Raw genomic sequence first — 17,423 nt, 5'->3', positions numbered from 1 at the left:
TGACGAAGGTCGCGCTCGGTCAGCCCAGGGCGCGGCTGAAGCGATCCGCCATTTCGGCGACCTGCGCCTCGGTGATGACGAAGGACGGGGAGATCTGGAGAGCGCCCTGGCCCGCGGCGCGGGTCGAGACGCCGTGGACGCGCAGGGTTTTCACGAACGGGAGGGCTTCGGCCGGGTCGGCGAGCTGGACGGCGGCGACCGCGCCCAGGCCGCTGCGGACCTCGGCGACGCGGGGGTGGTCGGCCAGCGGCGAGAAGTGCTCATGCAGCAGGGATTCGAGGTTCTTGCTGGCGTCGAGCAGGTTCTCGCGCTCGAAGATGTCGAGGTTGGCCATGGCCGCGGCGGCCGCGCCGGCGTGGCCGCCGTAGGTGTAGCCGTGACGCCACCAGGTGCCGCCGGAGAAGAAGGGCTCGGCGATGTGGGGCGCGATGAAGACCGCGCCCATGGGGACGTAGCCGGAGGTGAGGCCCTTGGCGGTGGTCATGAGGTCGGGTTCGAGGCCGAAACGCGAGGAGGCGAACCAGGATCCGCCGATGCGGCCGAAGCCGGTGACGACCTCGTCGGCGACGAAGAGGATGTCGTTGTCGCGGCAGATCTTGCGGACCTCGGTCAGGTAGCCCTCGGGCGGCAGGTAGACACCGCCCGCGCCGATGATGGGCTCGGCGAAGAAGGCGGCGATCCGGTCCGCGCCGAGCTCCTCGATGAGAGCGGTCAGCGCCTTGGCCTGATCCCATTCGATGGTGCGGGTGTCGGGCATGAAGACGCCGGTGTAGCCCTCGCCGTTGACCGGAATGCCGGCCAGCGAGGTGCCGCCGACGTGCATGCCGTGATACGCCTTCTGACGGCCGACCAGGATGGTCTTCTCGGGGCGGCCCATCTCCTGCCAGTAGCGCCGCGCCAGTTTGGCGGCGGTGTCGACGCCGTCGGAGCCGCCGGAGGTGAAGAAGACCTTGCTGCCGGGCACCGGGGCCAGCGCCGAGAGCCGCTCGGCCAGATCACGGGTCACCGGGGAGACCAGGTCACCGAAGTTGGAGTAGTGCGCGACCTGGGTCAGCTGCGCGGCCACCGCCTCGGCGATCTCGCGCCGGCCGTGACCGACATTCGCGAACCACAGGCCACCGGTGGCGTCCAGGTACTGCGTGCCACCCTCGTCCCAGATGTACGCGCCCTCGCCACGGGCAACCACGAAGGCCCCGTCACGCTCGACCGCACCCATATCGGCGAAGCCATGCCACAGCGAACCCATCCAGCGCACCTCTCTCACCCGGTTACCAAAAAACGCAGTCGGCGCAGCCGTCCTCGATCCGGCGCATGGCTGGAGCGAATGCGGAAGTACGCCTTACCCTCACCATCTCACCAGAACGACGGTGATCAGGTCGAACGGGCCCCGGGATCAGGCGACCGCGACGGCGAGCAGCATGTAGGCGGTACCAAGATCCATCACCACGTGCGGCACGACGGCCAGCGTTCCGGCCGACCCCATCGGGTGCGGGAACACTCGTGGCAACCGGTGCCGCAACCAGGGCACGACCATCAGCGACGCGTCGGCCGCGAACAGCGCCGCGAGCGCCAGCATCGGCTCGGGCGCGGGCCCCCCGTGCCCGGACATCGCGTGCCCGTGCGACCCGTGCCCGCTCATCGCATACAACATGGCCGCGGCCGCCACCACGTGATACACGAACGCGCCTGCCGGCCCTCCCCTGCCGTCGACGTCCGCGATCCCGCTGCGCCACCGCAGCATTCGCTCTCCCAGCACCAGGGTGTACACCACCACCATGGCCGTCAGCACCCCGCGCACCGCGTGCGGGTCGACGGCCGTCGGAAACACCAGCATTCCCAACATGACCAGACACATCACCAGATGCGCGGCATCGGACTCCCGATCCGCGCTCACCCACAACCGGCCCTGCCCCAACCGCGCGACCACCAGGGCGGCGGCCAGGCAGAAGGCGATCACCGCGCTCCATCGCAGCACCCCGTACTGCTCGACGAACACCGCCACACCCCACCACCTCTCACCGCGGCGACCGGCCTCCCATCTCCATGGTGACACCGGGGCCGCCGAATGCTCCCGCCCTTGCACTGCCGAATCCCCCGCCCCGGCACCGCCACTGGGTGACCGATAGACCGGCCGATTCACTCGGGGGTGGTCGTCTGGGACGGTTTCCACGCGTACGAATGAACAGAGGAGTGCCCCCATGCGCCCGCGCCCGAACGCCGAAGCGATCGACCCCATAGCCGACCTACGAGCGAACCTGAACCTGCTCCGCCATTCGGTCGAGCAGATGACCGAGGCCATGAAGGGCATCCTGCAGGAGATGCGCGGGTTCGACGCCCGGCTCAGCGCGCTCGAGGCCAGCGTCGCCGAGCGCGGCCGGAAGCGCTGACCGGATCAGCGAATTCGAAAGACCGGTCCGTGGGGGCGGAACGGCAGCGACGCACCGGCGGGAATCAGGTAGGCGTGTTCGTGGCGGATGCGCAGGACGTCGATCATGCCGTCGGTGATGACCAGGATCGGGCCGTCGGGCGGGAAGTCGTCGGCGCGTTCGAGCAGGCGGATGCCCGGCTGCAGCACGGTGCCGCCGCGACCGCGCACGCGGACACCGGAGGCGATCTCGTCCACGGGCAGATAGCCCGCGTCGTGGGCGGCCGCGTCGCAGTAGATCACCCGGGCGCGCGACACGTCGCGGGCCATGGCGTAGGAAGCGATCGCGCCCAACCCCTTTCCCATGAGTTCGACCGACATCGAGCCCGAGGTGTCCAGCACGACGCCGAACGTGGGCAGCCGCACCGATTCCTCCGGCCGCACCCACGCCGGGCGCGGGATGTCGGGTGTCGAGGACTGACGCCGTGAGGCGCGGGCGTAGCTGCGGCGCTTCTCCACCGCCGGGATGTGCTCGTCGAACCATTGCGCCAGTTGGGCATCCCAGGGCAGCGGGGGCTGGTCGAGGGCGCGGATCGCCTGTTCCAGTCCGGCGGGGAGCAGGCCCCGGCCGCTGGACAGGTGATAGGCCAATCCGGTGCTCATGGCGTTGCGGTAGTACTCGTCCAGGTCCAGGTAGCGGCCCGGGGTATTGCCGTGCGGCAGCGGCTCACCGAGGATGTCGCCCTTGCCACGACCGCGCACGGTGGCGATCTTGCGCAGCCGACGCAGATCGGTGGAGATTCGGTCGTAGACCTGTTCGGCGGAAAGACCTTTCAGCTGCGGGTCGTAGAGCAGACCCTCGGGCAGTTGCCCGACCCCCATCTCGACGAGCCAGCCGTTGACCACATAGTCACAGGCGACATTGAACAGGTAGTGATCACGCCAGCCCGCGCGCTCACCGTGCCGTAGGGCGGCGTGCAGCATCTCGTGCGCGAGAACGAATTTCCACTCCTCGCCCGAGAGCGTGACGAGCGGATTGATGTAGATCTCGGCGGCCTCGGCATTGACCGCCGCGATCGAAATGTCCCAGCCGCGAGCCACATCCGCCTCGGCGACGATCTTCATCCCGGCGGCCAGCGCACCCAGCAACGGATACGCGGAGACGAACCAGTTGAGGGCGCGGTCCCAGACTCGCAGGGTCTGCGCTTGCCCGCGGGTGACGTCGCGTCCGGCTGTTTCGAGCGCATCGCGGGCGGCGTCACCGATACCGATCGCGAAGGCCGATCGATGATCCCGGATCTCGGCCTCCTTCGCGGTGCCGATGAAGAAATCGGGATACTCGCTACGCCGGTACAGATCCGGAACACTGGTCTGCCGCCATCGTTCCGCCAGCGCCCGTTCATCGGTGCTGCCGGGTGCGGGCGGCAGATCGATCGGCGGACAGCCGATCTTCAGCGACCGCAGGTACTGATCGACCAACACACAGCAGACGGCACGATAGACCGGATGCGGTTGACTCGGCGGGTTGAGCCATGTGCGCGCGAACACGTTCGGCTCGACGGAATGCTCCGGCACGCCGCGCGGATCGAGGTGGCCGAATCCGGCATGCAGCAGCAAATGCGCGAAAACCCAGGCCCATTCGTCGGCAGTGGCACGGCGCTTCGCGTTGTAGAACAGCGTGCCGGATGGCGAGATGATCGCCCACACGTCATCGGGCAGATGTCCGTCGGCGTCGGCGAGCCCATTGCGAATCCGGCGGAAGATGGCATGGTCGGCCACCTGCTTCCACCCGTTGTCGCGGTGTTCCTGCCACGGGTCGACCACCCTGCCGCGCTTACGATTCGAGCGTCCGGCCATGGGCTATCTCCGGGCCGCCAGTCGCGGCAGATCGCGGGTCACTTCGACCAGAAACCACGACGGCAGCACGGGCAGCCCGTTGTCGTCGGAGGCGATCACCAATTGCGCGCATTCCACGGAGATCTCGGCCAGCTCGGTGAGCATGGTCTTGGCACGCATCGAGAATCGCTTCACACCGGGCGAGGCGTGGTCTCTGGATTCCGGGAGTTCCTTGATCAGCCGGGCCCGGAACGCCTCGGACAGGAAGTACAGCAGGTCGCGGTCGGCGGGATTGCGCGGCCAGGCCGAGTCACCCTTGATGACGGCCTCCAGATCGAAGGCGTGGCGCACTGTCTTCAGGAAGGCGCGGAAGCCGGAAGCGTGTGCGGTGGTGAGGATTCCGGACGCGAGCACCCACAGCACGGTGTCGTCGAGGTCCTCGCCGTAGGAGTGCAGGGCGTCGGAGAGCATGTGCCAGCCGCGCGGGGTCGAGAACGGTTGTTCGGTCTTGGGCGGCTGCGACCACAGGTGGTCGGGGCGCTGCATGATGTACTCGATCACCCGGGGATGAATGTCGTTGCTGCTGGCCCACTTCAGCCAGTCGTCCACGTCCGCGCGCAGGTGCACGTGCACCATGCGGTTGACCAGCGCCGAGGCCATGGGCCGGGCGAGGGCGTTGTCGGTGGCGCGGTTACCGGCCCCGATGACAACCGATCCGGCGGGCAGTTCGTAGTTGCCCACGCGCCGATCGAGAATCAGGGAGTAGAAGGATTTCTGGACTTCGGCGGGCGCGGCATTGAGTTCGTCGAGGAACAGGCAGTACGGCTGTTCCCGCGCGATCATCTCCGGCGGCGCGAACCGGCTGCGGTTGTCCACGATCTGCGGCACCCCAATGAGGTCTTCGGGTGCCAGCTGGGTGCCGAGCAAGGTGACGCATTCGAGTCCGAGCGCGTCGGCGAAGGCCCGCACCAGCGAGCTCTTTCCGATTCCGGGCGCTCCCCACAGGAATACCGGACGCACGACCGCGACGTGCAGCAGCAGCTCCGGTAACTGATCCGGAGTCACCGTGACAGTCGCTTCCAATTGGTCCTTTCGAGTCGATACCGCCCGTAGCCGAGGCGGTCGTCCCAGGTTAGGAGCGGACACCCGGTGGCGGCCATCGATTTTTCGTGACGGTGGACCGGAAGCGATCGTGATCAGTACAGCAGCGGGCCGAGCCGGGCCGCGCAATCGCGGGCCGGATCACGGTGGGTTTCCAAGGCGGGCAGGCGATTGCTCGGGCCGGTGAGGCACAGCGCGCCCTCGAGGGTGCCGGTGCCGTTGTAGATGGGCAGCGCCAGGCACGCGATGCCGGGCACCAATTCGTCTGCGGCCCTGGCATATCCGGTGTCGCGCACCGCCTGCAGATCCCCGGCGAGGGCGGCGTGGTCGACCTTGGTGCGGGCCGCGATGCGCACCGGATGCGCCACCAGCGTGCGCCATTCGGTGCGGGAGGCGAGCAGCAGCTTGCCCGCGGCGGAGGCGTGCAGGTGGCGCGACAGTTCCCGCTCGCCCGGCAGCGGATGGTCGGGATCCTCGCTGAGCACCTGCACGGCGGCGGGGCGGAAGTTCATCAGGTGCACGGCGAATCGGGTGGAGGCGCGGAACTCGTCGAGCAGGGCGCGGGCGGCGGTGGAGACCGGCGGCACATTGATCGCGGCGGCGAAACCGCGCAGCCGCGCACCGAGGGCGAACCCGCGCAGGTCGGCGGTGCGCACCAGGTATTCGTCGGCGACCAGGGAATTGAGCAGGCGGTAGGCGGTGGCCGGGGCGATGCCGAGACGTTCGGCGATCTCCTTGGCGGTGACCCCGACGCCGCAGTCGGCGACCGCCTCGAGGATGGCGATGGAGTTGGAGACGGTATTGGTGCGGCGGGCATCCTTCATCGCGGCTACCGGAAGGTCACGGTCGGCAGCAGGTCTTCGGGCCGCGGCTCGTCGTAGATGCCGATGCCGCGCAAGCGATCCGGCGCGCGCAGGCGCAGCGCGACGGTGTAGGCGATGGCGGCGGCCATGACGGCGGCGTAGGCGATCACCACGGTGACATTGTCGCTGCGGGCCGAGACGGCCGCGGCGACCATGAGCACTCCGAGCAGCAGCGCGGTCACCGAGCCGAGGACCGCCACGACACGACTGGACTCACCGATGCGCCGCAGCAGCGCCGGTGTTGCCAGGCAGGCGGGCAGGTAGGAGCCCAGGTAGCCCAGGGCGCTCAGGGTCAGGAAGCTCCGGATCCCGTCCTGCGGTTCGGCTCCCGAGAGCAGGTACCACACCGCGCAGGCGGTCACCGCGCCCACCGCGAACAGGATGGCGGGCGCGGGTGTGCGGAACCGCGGGTGCGCGCGCCCGACCGCCGTGGGCGCGATGCCCTCGCGGCCCATGGTGAACAGCACCCGCACCAGCGCGTTGATCGAAGCGACCGTGCAGGCGAAGAACGAGGCCGCCACGCCGAGGTCCAGGACCGCGCCGAGGAATCGCGAATTGTCCTGCAGCAGAATGTCGGTGACCGGTGTCGAGCTCGCGGCCGTGCCCGGCGGCGCGACGGCCAGGGCCACCGCCTGCGCGGCGACCGCGATCAGGTAGATGACGGCCGCGGCGACCGGTGTCCAGACCAGGGTCCTGGGCACCGAGCGGAACGGCCGATACGCCTCGGCGGACAAGGTTGTCGCGCTCTCGAATCCGACGAAGGCGCTGAACGCCACGACCGCGCTCATGGCGAGAGTGCCGGTGCCGCCGTGCCATTCGAAGGCGTGCGCGGCGGGCGCGCCGCGGGTCAGCAGATAACCCATGAGCGCCAGCACCGTCACCACCGAGACGCATTCCACCAGCAGTGTCGCCGAGGCGGACAGGCGGATGCCGCGCACCATGAGCACCGCCGCCACCACCGCCGCGATCAGCAGCAGCCCCACGATCGTCGCGGTGCCGCCGAATCCGGCCAGGCCCGCGGTGACCGCGATCTGATCCAGGTAGATGCCGACCGAGATCAGCCCGGACACGCTCACGCTGGCGTAGCCGACGATCGCCGACCAGCCCACCGGCACCGCGACACCGGGGCCGAGCCCCTTGGCCACATAGGTGTACAGCCCGCCGGTCACCGCCAGGCGCTGCGCCATCGGCCGGATCACCAGCGCCACCGCCCACGCCAGCAGTGCCGCGGCCAGGAACACGGCCACGCTCGCCCCGCCGCCGGTGGCGCCGATGACAAAGGCCGGGGTGACCATCGCGGTTCCCGACGGCGCGATGGCCGCCACCGATTGCGCGAACACCGGGACGAAAGGCAGTTCGCGCCGGGTCAATCCGCGCAGGGGCGACCGGTCGGCCACCGGGGGTGGGCTCGACGGGGCCGCTCTCATCCGCGCACGCCTTTCTCTTGCTCACACAAGTTGCCACGGCGTCGCCGACGCCTGTCGCCCACAGCGTCGCCGATCGGTATTGCGCGGACGTAAACGCCGGTAACAGCGGCTTGTCACGAGGCGAGAGAAAACTCTCGCGGCTTTCTCGCCGACGGTCACCGTCGCACGCCCGCCGCCGTTACAGACCGCCCCTACCGTTCCGCTGCATTGGAAATGAACCCGCCACCCGGGGATTCGGGGGCGGGCGCAGTAGAGAGACGGATCCATGACGCAGCAGATCGACCGCGCCACCGCCGCACCCACCGCCACCGATCCGCCCGACGGCGTACATCGGTTGAAAGCCAATGCCGTCGGTTTGCTCGGCGTCGTGTTCATGGCCATCGCCACGGCCGCGCCCATCACCGCCATGACCGGGAACGTGCCGTTCATGATCTCAGCGGGGACCGGGAAGGGCACGCCCGCCGCGTTTCTGATCGCCATGGTGGTGCTGGCGGTGTTCTCGGTGGGCTTCACCACCATGAGCAAGCACATCACCGCGACCGGCGCGTTCTACGGTTTCATCTCCTTCGGGCTGGGCCGCTCGGCCGGTCTGGCGTCGGGGCTGCTGGCGACCTTCGCCTACATGGTGTTCGAGGGTTCGCTGGTCGGGATCTTCTCCAGCTTCGGCGCGAATACCGTTTCGGCACAGTTCGGTTGGCACGTGCCGTGGTGGGTGTTCGCGATCGTCATGCTGGCGATCAATGCCATGGGCACCTGGTTCGGGGTGGCCGTTGCCGAGAAGTTCCTGGTGGTGCTGCTCGGCACCGAATGTCTGGTGCTGGCGGTCATGGGTGTCGCGGTGGCCCTGCACGGCGGTGGGCCGCACGGGTTCTCGTTCGCGCCCTTGAACCCGGTCAACGCGTTCACCGGGCCGTCGGCGGGGCTGGGATTGTTCTTCGCGTTCTGGTCGTGGGTCGGGTTCGAATCGACGGCCATGTACGGCGAGGAGTCGCGCGATCCCAAGCGGATCATCCCCAAGGCCACCATGATCGCGGTGCTGGGCGTGGGTGTGTTCTACGTGTTCGTTTCGTGGATGGCCATGTCCGGCAACGGCCTCGACGAATCGGCCGCGCTGGCCGGCTCCGACAATCCGATGGACGTCTTCTTCCACCCCACCCAGACCTATGTCGGGCACTGGGCGGTGAGCGCCATGCAGTGGCTCATGATGACCGGTTCGCTGGCCTGTGGCATGGCTTTCCACAACTGCGCGGCGCGCTACCTCTACGCGCTCGGACGTGAGGGCGTGTTCCCGGTCCTCAAGCGGACGGTCGGACGCACCCACCCCAAGCACGGTTCGCCGCACATCGCGGGTCTGGTGCAGACGGTTGTCGCCATCGCGCTGGTGGCCGGTTTCGGCATCGCCGGAAAAGATCCCTACGCGGGCACTTACACGCTGCTGGCGATCCTGGGCACCATGGCCATCCTGGTGGTCCAGGCCGCGTGCTCCTTCGCGGTGTGGTCCTACTTCCGCACCAACCACCCCGAAACCCGGCACTGGTTCAAGACTTTCGTCGCCCCGCTGGTCGGCGGGCTCGCCGTGATCGGTGTGGTGCTGCTGCTGGTCCTCAATATGGGTACCGCCGCGGGCTCCGAATCGGATTCCCTGGTGCTGAAGGCGACCCCGTGGCTCGTCGCCGCGATCGCCCTGGGCGGCTTCGGTTTCGCCGAATATCTCAAGCGCCGCTCCCCCGACCGCTACGCCCTCGTGGGCCGCACCGTCCTGGAGGAAACACACGAACGCTGACTCCCTGTGACAGGGCCATTCCGGTACTCCTCTCCCGGAATGGCCCTTTCGGCATTCCCGCGAACCCGAACTACAGTGGGCGGCCACAGGACTGCGGGTTGGAGGGACCTACGACGTGAGCATCGACAGCCGGATCCGGCAACGGCGCGCGAATCCGGTATCGATCGCCGACGAACGGGTCGGGGTGAACGATGCCGTGGCGGCGGTGCTGACCAGATGGGTGGGCTCGATGCCCGCGCTGTACACGGCGCTGCTGGCGTTCACCGTCTACATGGCGCTGGCCACCTGGGGGCCGCTGCGGCACGCCGACCCGTATCCCTTTCCGTTCCTGCTGTTTCTGAACAATGTCACGCAGCTGGTGTTGTGCCTGGTCATCCTGGTCGGGCAGCGGGTGCTCAGCGGAGCGGCCGACCGCCGGGCCGTGCAGACCTACGAGAACGCCGAGGCGATCTTCCATCAGGTCGCCGATCTGCAGGCGCATCTGGACCGGCAGGACCGGGTGCTCAGCCGCGGGCTGAGCCTGCTCGACACCAGCGAACACCCATGGATCGAACGCCACCGGGTGCAGCACCCGCCGCAGGCCGCCGACCAGGCGATCGGCGTCAACGGCCGGATCGCGGCCTGGCTGACCGTGAAGCTCGGCAGCGTGTGGGGGTTCTATCTGGCGCTGGGCTCGCAGGCGGTGTGGATCCTGCTGGCCGAGACCGGGATTCAGACCATCGACCCGTACCCGTTCGCGTTCATGTCCTTCCTGTCGACGCTGGCCCAGCTGGTGTTCATGATCGTGATCATGGTCGGCCAGGATGTGCTGGGCCGCACCGGAGATCGCCGCTCACAGCAGACCTTCCTCGACGCCGAAGCCATCCTGCACGAGTGCCGGCGCATGAAGGCGCGCCTGGACGCGCAGGACCGCGTGCTCGACAGCCTCACCGGGTACGTCACCCGGCAGGTCACCGAGCTGCTCGGCCAGGCGGTGCACGACACCCGCGAACGCCTCGACCACCAGGCCCGTGTGCACGCGGCCATGACCACCGGCGAGGTTCCGCCGGAGGCCGCCGCCCTGCGCCGCTGGGAGGACCTGACCGATCGGGCGCGTGAGAAGCACCGGGCGCAGGCGCGTCGCATAGGCGAAAACCTCGCCGCCATCGGCTGTTTCATGGTGCCCACCGTCGACCCGGCGCTGAGCGCCGACCTCGACGACGAGGAGGTGCGCGCGCTGGCCCGCCTGGAATACCGGCGCTGGATCGCCGATCGCGTCGCCCGCCGCACCATCGACCCCGAGGACGTCGACGACGCCGAGCCGCTGCCCTGGGAGGAGCTGCCCGAGACCGCGCGCATGCGGCACCTGCAGGCCGCCCGGCGCATTCCGGGCGTGGTGGCGCGGGCGGGCTTCCAGGTCCTGCGCGGCAGCTAGGGAGTCCCGCTGCGGCCGGGGAATCGGATCCGGAGAATTGGCAACGGCCCGGCGCCTTGCGGTCACCGGGCCGTCTTTCAGTGCTTCGGTGCGCCGTGCACGTATCCGACGCCCCGCGCTGGCACCCTCGGAAAGTGCACGTTGCGGTTCGCCCCACGACGTTCCGAACAGTCGAACCGGGTACCGCGAAGTGCTCCCGAAACCCGTCCGGCCACAACGAGTGTCACCGCTGTGCGCGCCGAACGCCGACGGCTACGGCGGGAAGGGCACGGGAGGTCGGCCGGTTGGCGCGGTCGGTCAGTGGATTACCGCGATGATCTCGGGCGATAGCCTGGGCCGCATGCGCATCGTGATCGACGATCTCACCGGGGCCGAGGTGATCGGGCTGCTCGAGGCCCATGTGGCGGAAATGCTGGCAAACTCGCCGGAGGAGAGCATGCACGCGCTGGACTTGGACGGGCTGCGGAAACCGGACATCACCTTCTGGTCGGCGTGGGAGGGCGACCGGCTGGCGGGGTGCGGGGCGCTGAAGGAACTGGATCCGACGCACGGAGAGATCAAGTCGATGCGGACCGCGGCGGGTTTCCGGGGGCGCGGGGTGGCATCACAGGTGTTGCGGCACCTCATCGATGAGGCGCGGGCGCGCGGGTTCGAGCGATTGAGCCTGGAGACCGGGGCGTCAGAGTTCTATCTGCCGGCGGTGCGGCTGTACGAGCGATACGGGTTCGAGCAGTGCGGGCCCTTCTCGGACTACCGCGAAGATCCGCACAGTGTGTTCATGACCCTGGCGCTAGGCTGACGCGCGGCGTGCGCGCCACCGGCTCGCCATCGCGCCGAGGGTGATGACGGCGACCGCGAGGATCACGAACGCGATCACCAGGAACACCAGTCCGATCGCCATCGGGCCGTAGCCCTGACCGCGCGGATCGATGAACGGGTAGGGATACCAGTCGACGATCGGTCCGCGGATCAGTGTGTACACGCCGTAGACGAGCGGATAGGCGAGCAGCCAGCCGATCAGCCGGACACTGATGCCCAGCGCGGCCGGTACCAGCAACCAGTCGGCGAGCGCGACCAGCGGGGTCACCCGGTGCAACACGTCATTGGTCCAGGGGTACATGATGCCGACGGCGACCTTCTGCAGCAGCACCGTGTAGACGACACCGGTGATGAGGATGTAGAGCGTGGCCGCACAGCGAGCGAGCTGCCAGCGCTCGCCCTGCGGATCGAACAGTGCGATACCGATCCAGACCGCGATGACGATCAGGTTCGATTGGATCGTGAAGTAGCTGAAGAAGTTTCCGATGGTCCCGCCGGCCGCCAGGTGGGTGGCGGTCCACACGGCTGCCGCGATATCCAGGACCGCGACCGCCAACAGGAGCAACCGACCCCACAGCGGATGTACCGCAACGCCGTTCATTCCCCGATATTCGCATGCCGGACGGCGGAAATGCGGACAATACGCCGATTCGAGCATCCTTACGGCAATCACCGTTTCGGGTCGCCGGACACCGCGCCGACCGGCCCGGACCGACTCTTCGCTATCGTTGACGGTGCAATGACCAGGACCGCCGCCACCTCTCGCGAGCTTCGTTCCCGCCTGGCCGATCTCTCGATCCGCGACGAACATCGACTGCGTCGCCGACTCGACAAGGCCCGCGGCGGCGATCTCACCGACCTCGAAGCCGACATCGACGCCGCCGCGCGCCGGGTCGAGACCCGCCGGGCCGCCGTGCCCACCATCCGGTATCCCGAACAGCTGCCCGTCTCCGCGCGCCGCGACGACATCGCCAAGGCCATCGCGGAGAACCAGGTCGTGATCGTGGCCGGTGAGACCGGCTCGGGCAAGACCACCCAGCTACCCAAGATCTGCCTGGAACTCGGCCGCGGGATCCGCGGCACCATCGGCCACACCCAGCCGCGGCGACTGGCCGCGCGCACGGTCGCCGAGCGCATCGCCGAGGAACTCGGCACCGAACTGGGCGACGTGGTCGGCTATACGGTCCGCTTCACCGATCAGGCGTCGGACCGCACCCTGGTCAAGCTGATGACCGACGGCATCCTGCTGGCCGAGATCCAGCGCGACCGGCTGCTGCGCCGCTACGACACGATCATCATCGACGAGGCGCACGAACGCAGCCTCAATATCGACTTCCTGATGGGGTATCTGAAGCAGCTGCTGCCCAAGCGGCCCGACCTCAAGATCGTCATCACCTCGGCGACCATCGACCCGGAACTGTTCGCCCGGCACTTCAGCGACGAGAAGGGCACGCCCGCACCGATTGTCGAGGTGTCGGGCCGGTCATATCCGGTCGAGGTCCGCTATCGCCCACTGTCGCTGGAGATTCCGGTCACCTCGGAGGATCCCGACGATGAGGACACCGAGATCGTCGACCGCGACCCCACCGACGCCATCGGCGACGCGGTGCGCGAGCTGCAGGCCGAGGGCGACGGCGACATCCTGGTCTTCCTGTCCGGTGAGCGCGAGATCCGCGACACCGCCGACTCGCTGCGCGATATGCGCCTGCCGCGCACCGAGATCCTGCCGCTGTACGCGCGGCTCTCGGCGGCCGAGCAGCACAAGGTGTTCGAGTCGCACACCGGGCGGCGCGTGGTGCTGGCCACCAACGTGGCCGAGACCTCGCTGACCGTGCCCGGCATCCGGTACGTCATCGACCCCGGCACGGCCCGCATTTCGCGCTACTCGATGCGCACCAAGGTGCAGCGGCTGCCCATCGAGTCGATCTCGCAGGCCTCGGCGCGGCAGCGTTCGGGTCGATGCGGCCGTGTCGCGGACGGCATCGCGATCCGGCTCTACTCCGAGGACGACTTCGAATCCCGGCCGCAGTTCACCGAACCGGAGATCCTGCGTACCAATCTGGCCGCCGTCATCCTGCAGATGACCGCGCTCGGCCTGGGCGACATCGAGAGCTTCCCGTTCGTCGAGGCCCCCGACAGCCGCGCCATCCGCGACGGCATCGCACTGCTCGAGGAGCTGGGTGCGCTCGGCCGTGCCGACGCGGAAACCGGCCGCCGCCAGGACATCCCGGACGCCGGACTGGTCCTGACCCCCATCGGCCGCGAAATGGCGCAGATCCCGGTCGATCCCCGCATGGCCCGCATGCTCGTCGAGGCCAACCGCGGCGGCTGCCTGGCCGAGGTCCTCATCATCGTGGCCGCCCTGTCCATCCAGGACGTCCGCGAACGCCCCGTCGAACACCAGCAGGCCGCCGACACCAAACACGCCCGCTTCACCATCGAGGGCTCCGACTTCCTGTCCTACCTGCGCCTGTGGGACTACCTGCGAGAACAGCGCAACGCCCTGTCCTCCAACCAGTTCCGCCGCCTGTGCCGCGACGAGTTCCTCCACTACCTCCGCATCCGCGAATGGCAGGACCTCCACGGCCAACTCCGCACCATCACCCGCGGCCTCGGCTGGAACACCGAAGGCTCCGACGCCCAATTCGACCGCACCGCGGCGACTTCCGGCGACGACGGAAGCGTGAGGAGAGATGGCCGCAACCGCCGGGGCAGGACCGGCGGCGGAAATGCCGGGCATACCGATGGCGTCGAGTCCAGCGATCACCGCGAAGCAGCCGGAACAGGCGACCGAACCGCACGAAATCGGCGCGGTAGGGGCGGCTCTCGCACCAATGATGATGGCACACAGACGAACTCCGGCCGCGGCACGACCTCTGGCAGAGGACGCGGCGGCACGGAGGCCGCGAATGACGCCGGTTCGGGAGCCGATCACGGCGGCACGGCCGCGCGGCGCAGCGCGGGTTCCGCCGCGGCAGCCGGACGGGTCGCGGGCGCCGGAGCCGGATCGGGCGCCTCTGGCGGGCGTTCGGGTCTGGCGGAATCGCTGGCGGCCAAGGCTGGGCTGGACCATGATTCGCTGCCCTGGGATGTGACGGGGATTCATCAGGCGCTGCTCGCGGGCATGCTCTCGCATATCGGTGTGCGGGAGGCGGAGACTCGGGAGTTCCTCGGGGCTCGCAATGCCAAGTTCATGATCTTCCCAGGGTCGTCACTGGCGAAGAAGCCGCCGCGCTGGGTGATGGCCGCGGAGCTCGTCGAGACCTCGCGGTTGTGGGGGCGGACGGCGGCGCGGATCGAACCCGAGTGGGCCGAGCGGCTCGCGGGCGATCTGGTGAAACGGACCTACTCCGAGCCGCATTGGTCGGCGAAGCGGGGGGCGGCCGCGGCGTACGAACGGGTCACGCTGTACGGAATTCCGCTGGTGACGCAGCGGCGCGTGGACTTCGGGCGGATCGATCCGGAGTTGTCGCGGGAGCTGTTCATCCGGCATGCGCTGGTGCAGGGCGAGTGGCAGACCAAGCACGAGTTCTTCGCGCGCAACCGGGAACTGCTCGAGGACGTCGCCGATCTCGAGCATCGGGCGCGGCGACGCGACATCCTGGTCGACGATCAGGTGCTGTTCGACTTCTACGACAAGCGGATTCCGCCGGACATCGTGTCGGTGCGGCATTTCGACAGCTGGTGGCGCAAGGCGCAGCGCACCGACACCAACCTGCTGGACTTCACCGCCTCCACCGTGGTGAACGAGGATGCGGCGGTCCTGGATCCGACCGCCTACCCGGACAGCTGGCGTCAAGGTGAGCTGACCTTCCCGCTCACTTACCAATTCGAGCCCGGGCAGGCCGATGACGGTGTGACCGTGCACATTCCGATCGCCCAGCTGGCGCACGTGCGCTCGGTCGGCTTCGACTGGCTGGTGCCCGGCATGCGCGAGGAACTGGCCTCGGCGTTCATCAAGACGCTGCCGAAGCAGTTGCGCCGCACCGTCGTTCCGGCGCCGGACTTCGCCAAGGCCGCGCTGGACCGGCTCACCCCGCGCGCCGAGCCGCTGCGCACGGGGCTGGCACGGGAGCTGTCCCAGCTGGGCTCGGTGACCATTACCCCCGGGCACCTGGATCCCGCCGGGCTACCCGACCATCTGCGCATGACCTTCGCCGCGGTCAACCCCGCCGGTGAGATCGTGGCCCGCAGCAAGAGCCTGGCGGAACTGAAAACCAAGCTGGCCGATCAGGTTTCGAGGTCGGTGGCTCGGGCCAATACCGCCGCCGAGCGCGCGCCCGCCACGGTGTGGACCTCGGAGTCGCTGGGTACGCTGCCGTCGGCGGTGAAGCGCGAGGTCGGCGGGCAGACCATCACCGGCTACCCGGCCCTGGTCGCCGAATCCGACGGTGTCGCCGTGCGCGTGCTCAGTTCACCGGCGGCACAGGCCACGGCCATGCGCACCGGCACCCGCGCCCTGCTGCTGGGCACGATCACCACGAACACCCGCGCCGTGACGGCGGGTCTGCCGCCGACCGATCGCCTTGCGCTGAGCCAGAATCCGTACGGGTCCCTCGACGCGCTGGTCGAGGACTGCCGGGCCTGCGCGGCCGATGAGCTCATCGCCGCCAACGGTGGGCCGGTTCGCAGCCCCGAGCAGTTCCAGGCGCTCGTCGAGAAGGTGCGGCCGAAATTCACTACGGCCGTTGCGAATATCGTCCGCTCCGTCGTTCCGGTTCTCGCCGAGGCGCACCGACTGCGCGCCGCCCTCGCCGAGTCTCGTGATCCTGACGCCACTGACGACGTCACTCATCAGCTCGACGAGCTGATCTTCCCCGGCTTCATCTCCGAATGGGGCAGCGCCCGTTTGCGAGAGCTCCCCCGGTATCTCGAAGCCGCACGCCTGCGCCTCGAGGCCCTGCCCGCGGCTGCGAACCGTGATCGCGCGGGTATGGCCGAACTGGATCGCGTCCACGCGGCGTACGACCGTCTGCTCGCCGGGCTGCCGGAGAACCGGCGGGGTGGCCGGGACATCCTCGAACTCTGGTGGATGATCGAGGAATTCCGGGTCAGCCTGTTTGCGCAGCAGCTCGGGACGCCGTACGCGGTCTCGGCCAAGCGGATCGAGAAGGCCATCGACGCGGCCCGCCGCCCACCTCAGCCGCCGCGCTGAGCCACCGCGTCAAACCCGAAGAACCAAAAGACAAAAGACGCCTGGATCAGGGAGAGGGGCTGGCCGGGTTGGGAGCCCGGCCTCACCTTCCAGCCTCCCCGATTCTCGGCCGCGTCGTCCTCCCGGCGTGTCCGGGGACACGATCGTCGAGTATGGGCGGGAGTTACTTGGTGGCGGCGGCTATGGATTTTTCGGCGCGGTGTTGGCGCATTTCGGCGATCTCGCGTTCGAAATCCTCAGCGGAGCTGAAGGATCGGTAGACCGAGGCGAAGCGGAGGTAGGCGACCTCGTCGAGGTCGCGGAGCGGGCCGAGGATGGCCAGGCCGACTTCGTGACTGGGGACCTCGGGGGAACCCTTGGCGCGCACGGCATCCTCGACCTGCTGGGCGAGCAGGTTGAGGGCGTCGGAGTCGACCTCGCGGCCCTGGCAGGCGCGGCTGACACCGCGGATGACCTTTTCGCGGCTGAACGGTTCGGTGACGCCGCTGCGCTTCACCACCGACAGAATCGCGGTTTCGACAGTGGTGAACCGGCGCCCACACTCCGGACAGGCACGCCGCCTCCTGATGGCGGTGCCTTCCTCGGCTTCACGTGAGTCGACCACCCTCGAATCGGGATGACGACAATACGGGCAATGCATCCGGGATCCTTCGTCGATGC

General features: G+C 68.7%; 13 protein-coding genes. 5 read left to right on the top strand and 8 right to left on the bottom strand.

The window, feature by feature from the left end; genetic code table 11:
• Positions 1-19 precede the first annotated feature (19 nt).
• The gene (locus tag GPX89_RS07250) at positions 20-1,246 is read right to left on the bottom strand and encodes an aminotransferase family protein (RefSeq protein WP_157355847.1); all 1,227 of its coding nucleotides are present in this window, start codon (positions 1,244-1,246) and stop codon (positions 20-22) included.
• A 147-nt stretch (positions 1,247-1,393) separates the two neighbouring features.
• A complete protein-coding gene (locus GPX89_RS45330) occupies positions 1,394-2,002 on the bottom strand; it encodes a DUF5134 domain-containing protein (RefSeq protein ID WP_157355846.1) in 609 nt (202 codons plus the stop codon).
• Positions 2,003-2,198: 196 nt separating this feature from the next.
• Here GPX89_RS45330 and GPX89_RS07240 point away from each other — a divergent pair, with 196 nt between their 5' ends.
• Positions 2,199-2,387 carry a hypothetical protein gene (locus tag GPX89_RS07240; RefSeq protein ID WP_157355845.1) on the top strand — a complete coding sequence of 63 codons (189 nt, stop codon included), beginning with the start codon at positions 2,199-2,201 and terminating at the stop codon, positions 2,385-2,387.
• Positions 2,388-2,392: 5 nt separating this feature from the next.
• On the opposite strand, the gene GPX89_RS07235 is transcribed toward GPX89_RS07240, so the two are convergent.
• The 4 genes from GPX89_RS07235 to GPX89_RS07220 form a co-directional block, all read right to left on the bottom strand.
• Positions 2,393-4,222: a vWA domain-containing protein gene (locus GPX89_RS07235; protein WP_157355844.1), complete on the bottom strand. Its 1,830-nt coding sequence runs from the start codon at positions 4,220-4,222 to the stop codon at positions 2,393-2,395.
• 3 nt (positions 4,223-4,225) lie between these two features.
• Positions 4,226-5,266: an ATP-binding protein gene (locus GPX89_RS07230; RefSeq protein WP_198347286.1), complete on the bottom strand. Its 1,041-nt coding sequence runs from the start codon at positions 5,264-5,266 to the stop codon at positions 4,226-4,228.
• 131 nt (positions 5,267-5,397) lie between these two features.
• The gene (locus GPX89_RS07225) at positions 5,398-6,126 is read right to left on the bottom strand and encodes an IclR family transcriptional regulator (protein WP_157355842.1); all 729 of its coding nucleotides are present in this window, start codon (positions 6,124-6,126) and stop codon (positions 5,398-5,400) included.
• 5 nt (positions 6,127-6,131) lie between these two features.
• On the bottom strand, positions 6,132-7,592 hold the full coding sequence (locus GPX89_RS07220) for an APC family permease (RefSeq protein WP_157355841.1): 1,461 nt from the start codon (positions 7,590-7,592) through the stop codon (positions 6,132-6,134).
• A gap of 265 nt (positions 7,593-7,857) precedes the next feature.
• Here GPX89_RS07220 and GPX89_RS07215 point away from each other — a divergent pair, with 265 nt between their 5' ends.
• The 3 genes from GPX89_RS07215 (at position 7,858) to GPX89_RS07205 (ending at position 11,588) form a co-directional block, all read left to right on the top strand.
• A complete protein-coding gene (locus tag GPX89_RS07215) occupies positions 7,858-9,375 on the top strand; it encodes an APC family permease (protein ID WP_157355840.1) in 1,518 nt (505 codons plus the stop codon).
• 115 nt (positions 9,376-9,490) lie between these two features.
• On the top strand, positions 9,491-10,789 hold the full coding sequence (locus tag GPX89_RS07210; RefSeq protein ID WP_157355839.1) for a DUF1003 domain-containing protein: 1,299 nt from the start codon (positions 9,491-9,493) through the stop codon (positions 10,787-10,789).
• 313 nt (positions 10,790-11,102) lie between these two features.
• The gene (locus tag GPX89_RS07205; RefSeq protein ID WP_235946683.1) at positions 11,103-11,588 is read left to right on the top strand and encodes a GNAT family N-acetyltransferase; all 486 of its coding nucleotides are present in this window, start codon (positions 11,103-11,105) and stop codon (positions 11,586-11,588) included.
• Here GPX89_RS07205 and GPX89_RS07200 read toward each other — a convergent pair.
• Entirely contained in the window at positions 11,580-12,209 is a 630-nt protein-coding gene (locus GPX89_RS07200; protein WP_198347285.1) for a Pr6Pr family membrane protein, read from the bottom strand. The genes GPX89_RS07205 and GPX89_RS07200 overlap by 9 nt on opposite strands.
• Before the next feature lie 138 nt (positions 12,210-12,347).
• On the opposite strand from GPX89_RS07200, the gene hrpA reads away from it, so the two are divergent.
• Positions 12,348-16,763, top strand: a complete 4,416-nt coding sequence (hrpA, locus tag GPX89_RS07195) for an ATP-dependent RNA helicase HrpA (RefSeq protein WP_157355838.1) — start codon at positions 12,348-12,350, stop codon at positions 16,761-16,763.
• 163 nt (positions 16,764-16,926) lie between these two features.
• Here the strand turns inward: hrpA and nrdR are convergent, their stop codons facing one another.
• On the bottom strand, positions 16,927-17,403 hold the full coding sequence (gene nrdR / locus GPX89_RS07190; RefSeq protein ID WP_157355837.1) for a transcriptional regulator NrdR: 477 nt from the start codon (positions 17,401-17,403) through the stop codon (positions 16,927-16,929).
• Positions 17,404-17,423 lie beyond the last annotated feature (20 nt).

Origin of the sequence: Nocardia terrae, assembly GCF_009760405.1 — a bacterium.
GTDB lineage: Bacteria > Actinomycetota > Actinomycetes > Mycobacteriales > Mycobacteriaceae > Nocardia > Nocardia terrae.
This window is presented reverse-complemented; position numbering and strand designations above follow the sequence as displayed.

What these genes read in the sequence shown, in the direction of transcription:
- GPX89_RS07215 (WP_157355840.1), top strand. Translation starts at nt 7,858, where the DNA reads ATGACGCAGCAGATCGACCGCGCCACCGCCGCACCCACCGCCACCGAT.
- hrpA (WP_157355838.1), top strand. Translation starts at nt 12,348, where the DNA reads ATGACCAGGACCGCCGCCACCTCTCGCGAGCTTCGTTCCCGCCTGGCC.
- GPX89_RS07250 (WP_157355847.1), bottom strand. Translation starts at nt 1,246, where the DNA reads ATGGGTTCGCTGTGGCATGGCTTCGCCGATATGGGTGCGGTCGAGCGT.
- nrdR (WP_157355837.1), bottom strand. Translation starts at nt 17,403, where the DNA reads ATGCATTGCCCGTATTGTCGTCATCCCGATTCGAGGGTGGTCGACTCA.
- GPX89_RS07205 (WP_235946683.1), top strand. Translation starts at nt 11,103, where the DNA reads ATGATCTCGGGCGATAGCCTGGGCCGCATGCGCATCGTGATCGACGAT.
- GPX89_RS07225 (WP_157355842.1), bottom strand. Translation starts at nt 6,126, where the DNA reads ATGAAGGATGCCCGCCGCACCAATACCGTCTCCAACTCCATCGCCATC.
- GPX89_RS07235 (WP_157355844.1), bottom strand. Translation starts at nt 4,222, where the DNA reads ATGGCCGGACGCTCGAATCGTAAGCGCGGCAGGGTGGTCGACCCGTGG.
- GPX89_RS07240 (WP_157355845.1), top strand. Translation starts at nt 2,199, where the DNA reads ATGCGCCCGCGCCCGAACGCCGAAGCGATCGACCCCATAGCCGACCTA.
- GPX89_RS07220 (WP_157355841.1), bottom strand. Translation starts at nt 7,592, where the DNA reads ATGAGAGCGGCCCCGTCGAGCCCACCCCCGGTGGCCGACCGGTCGCCC.
- GPX89_RS07200 (WP_198347285.1), bottom strand. Translation starts at nt 12,209, where the DNA reads ATGAACGGCGTTGCGGTACATCCGCTGTGGGGTCGGTTGCTCCTGTTG.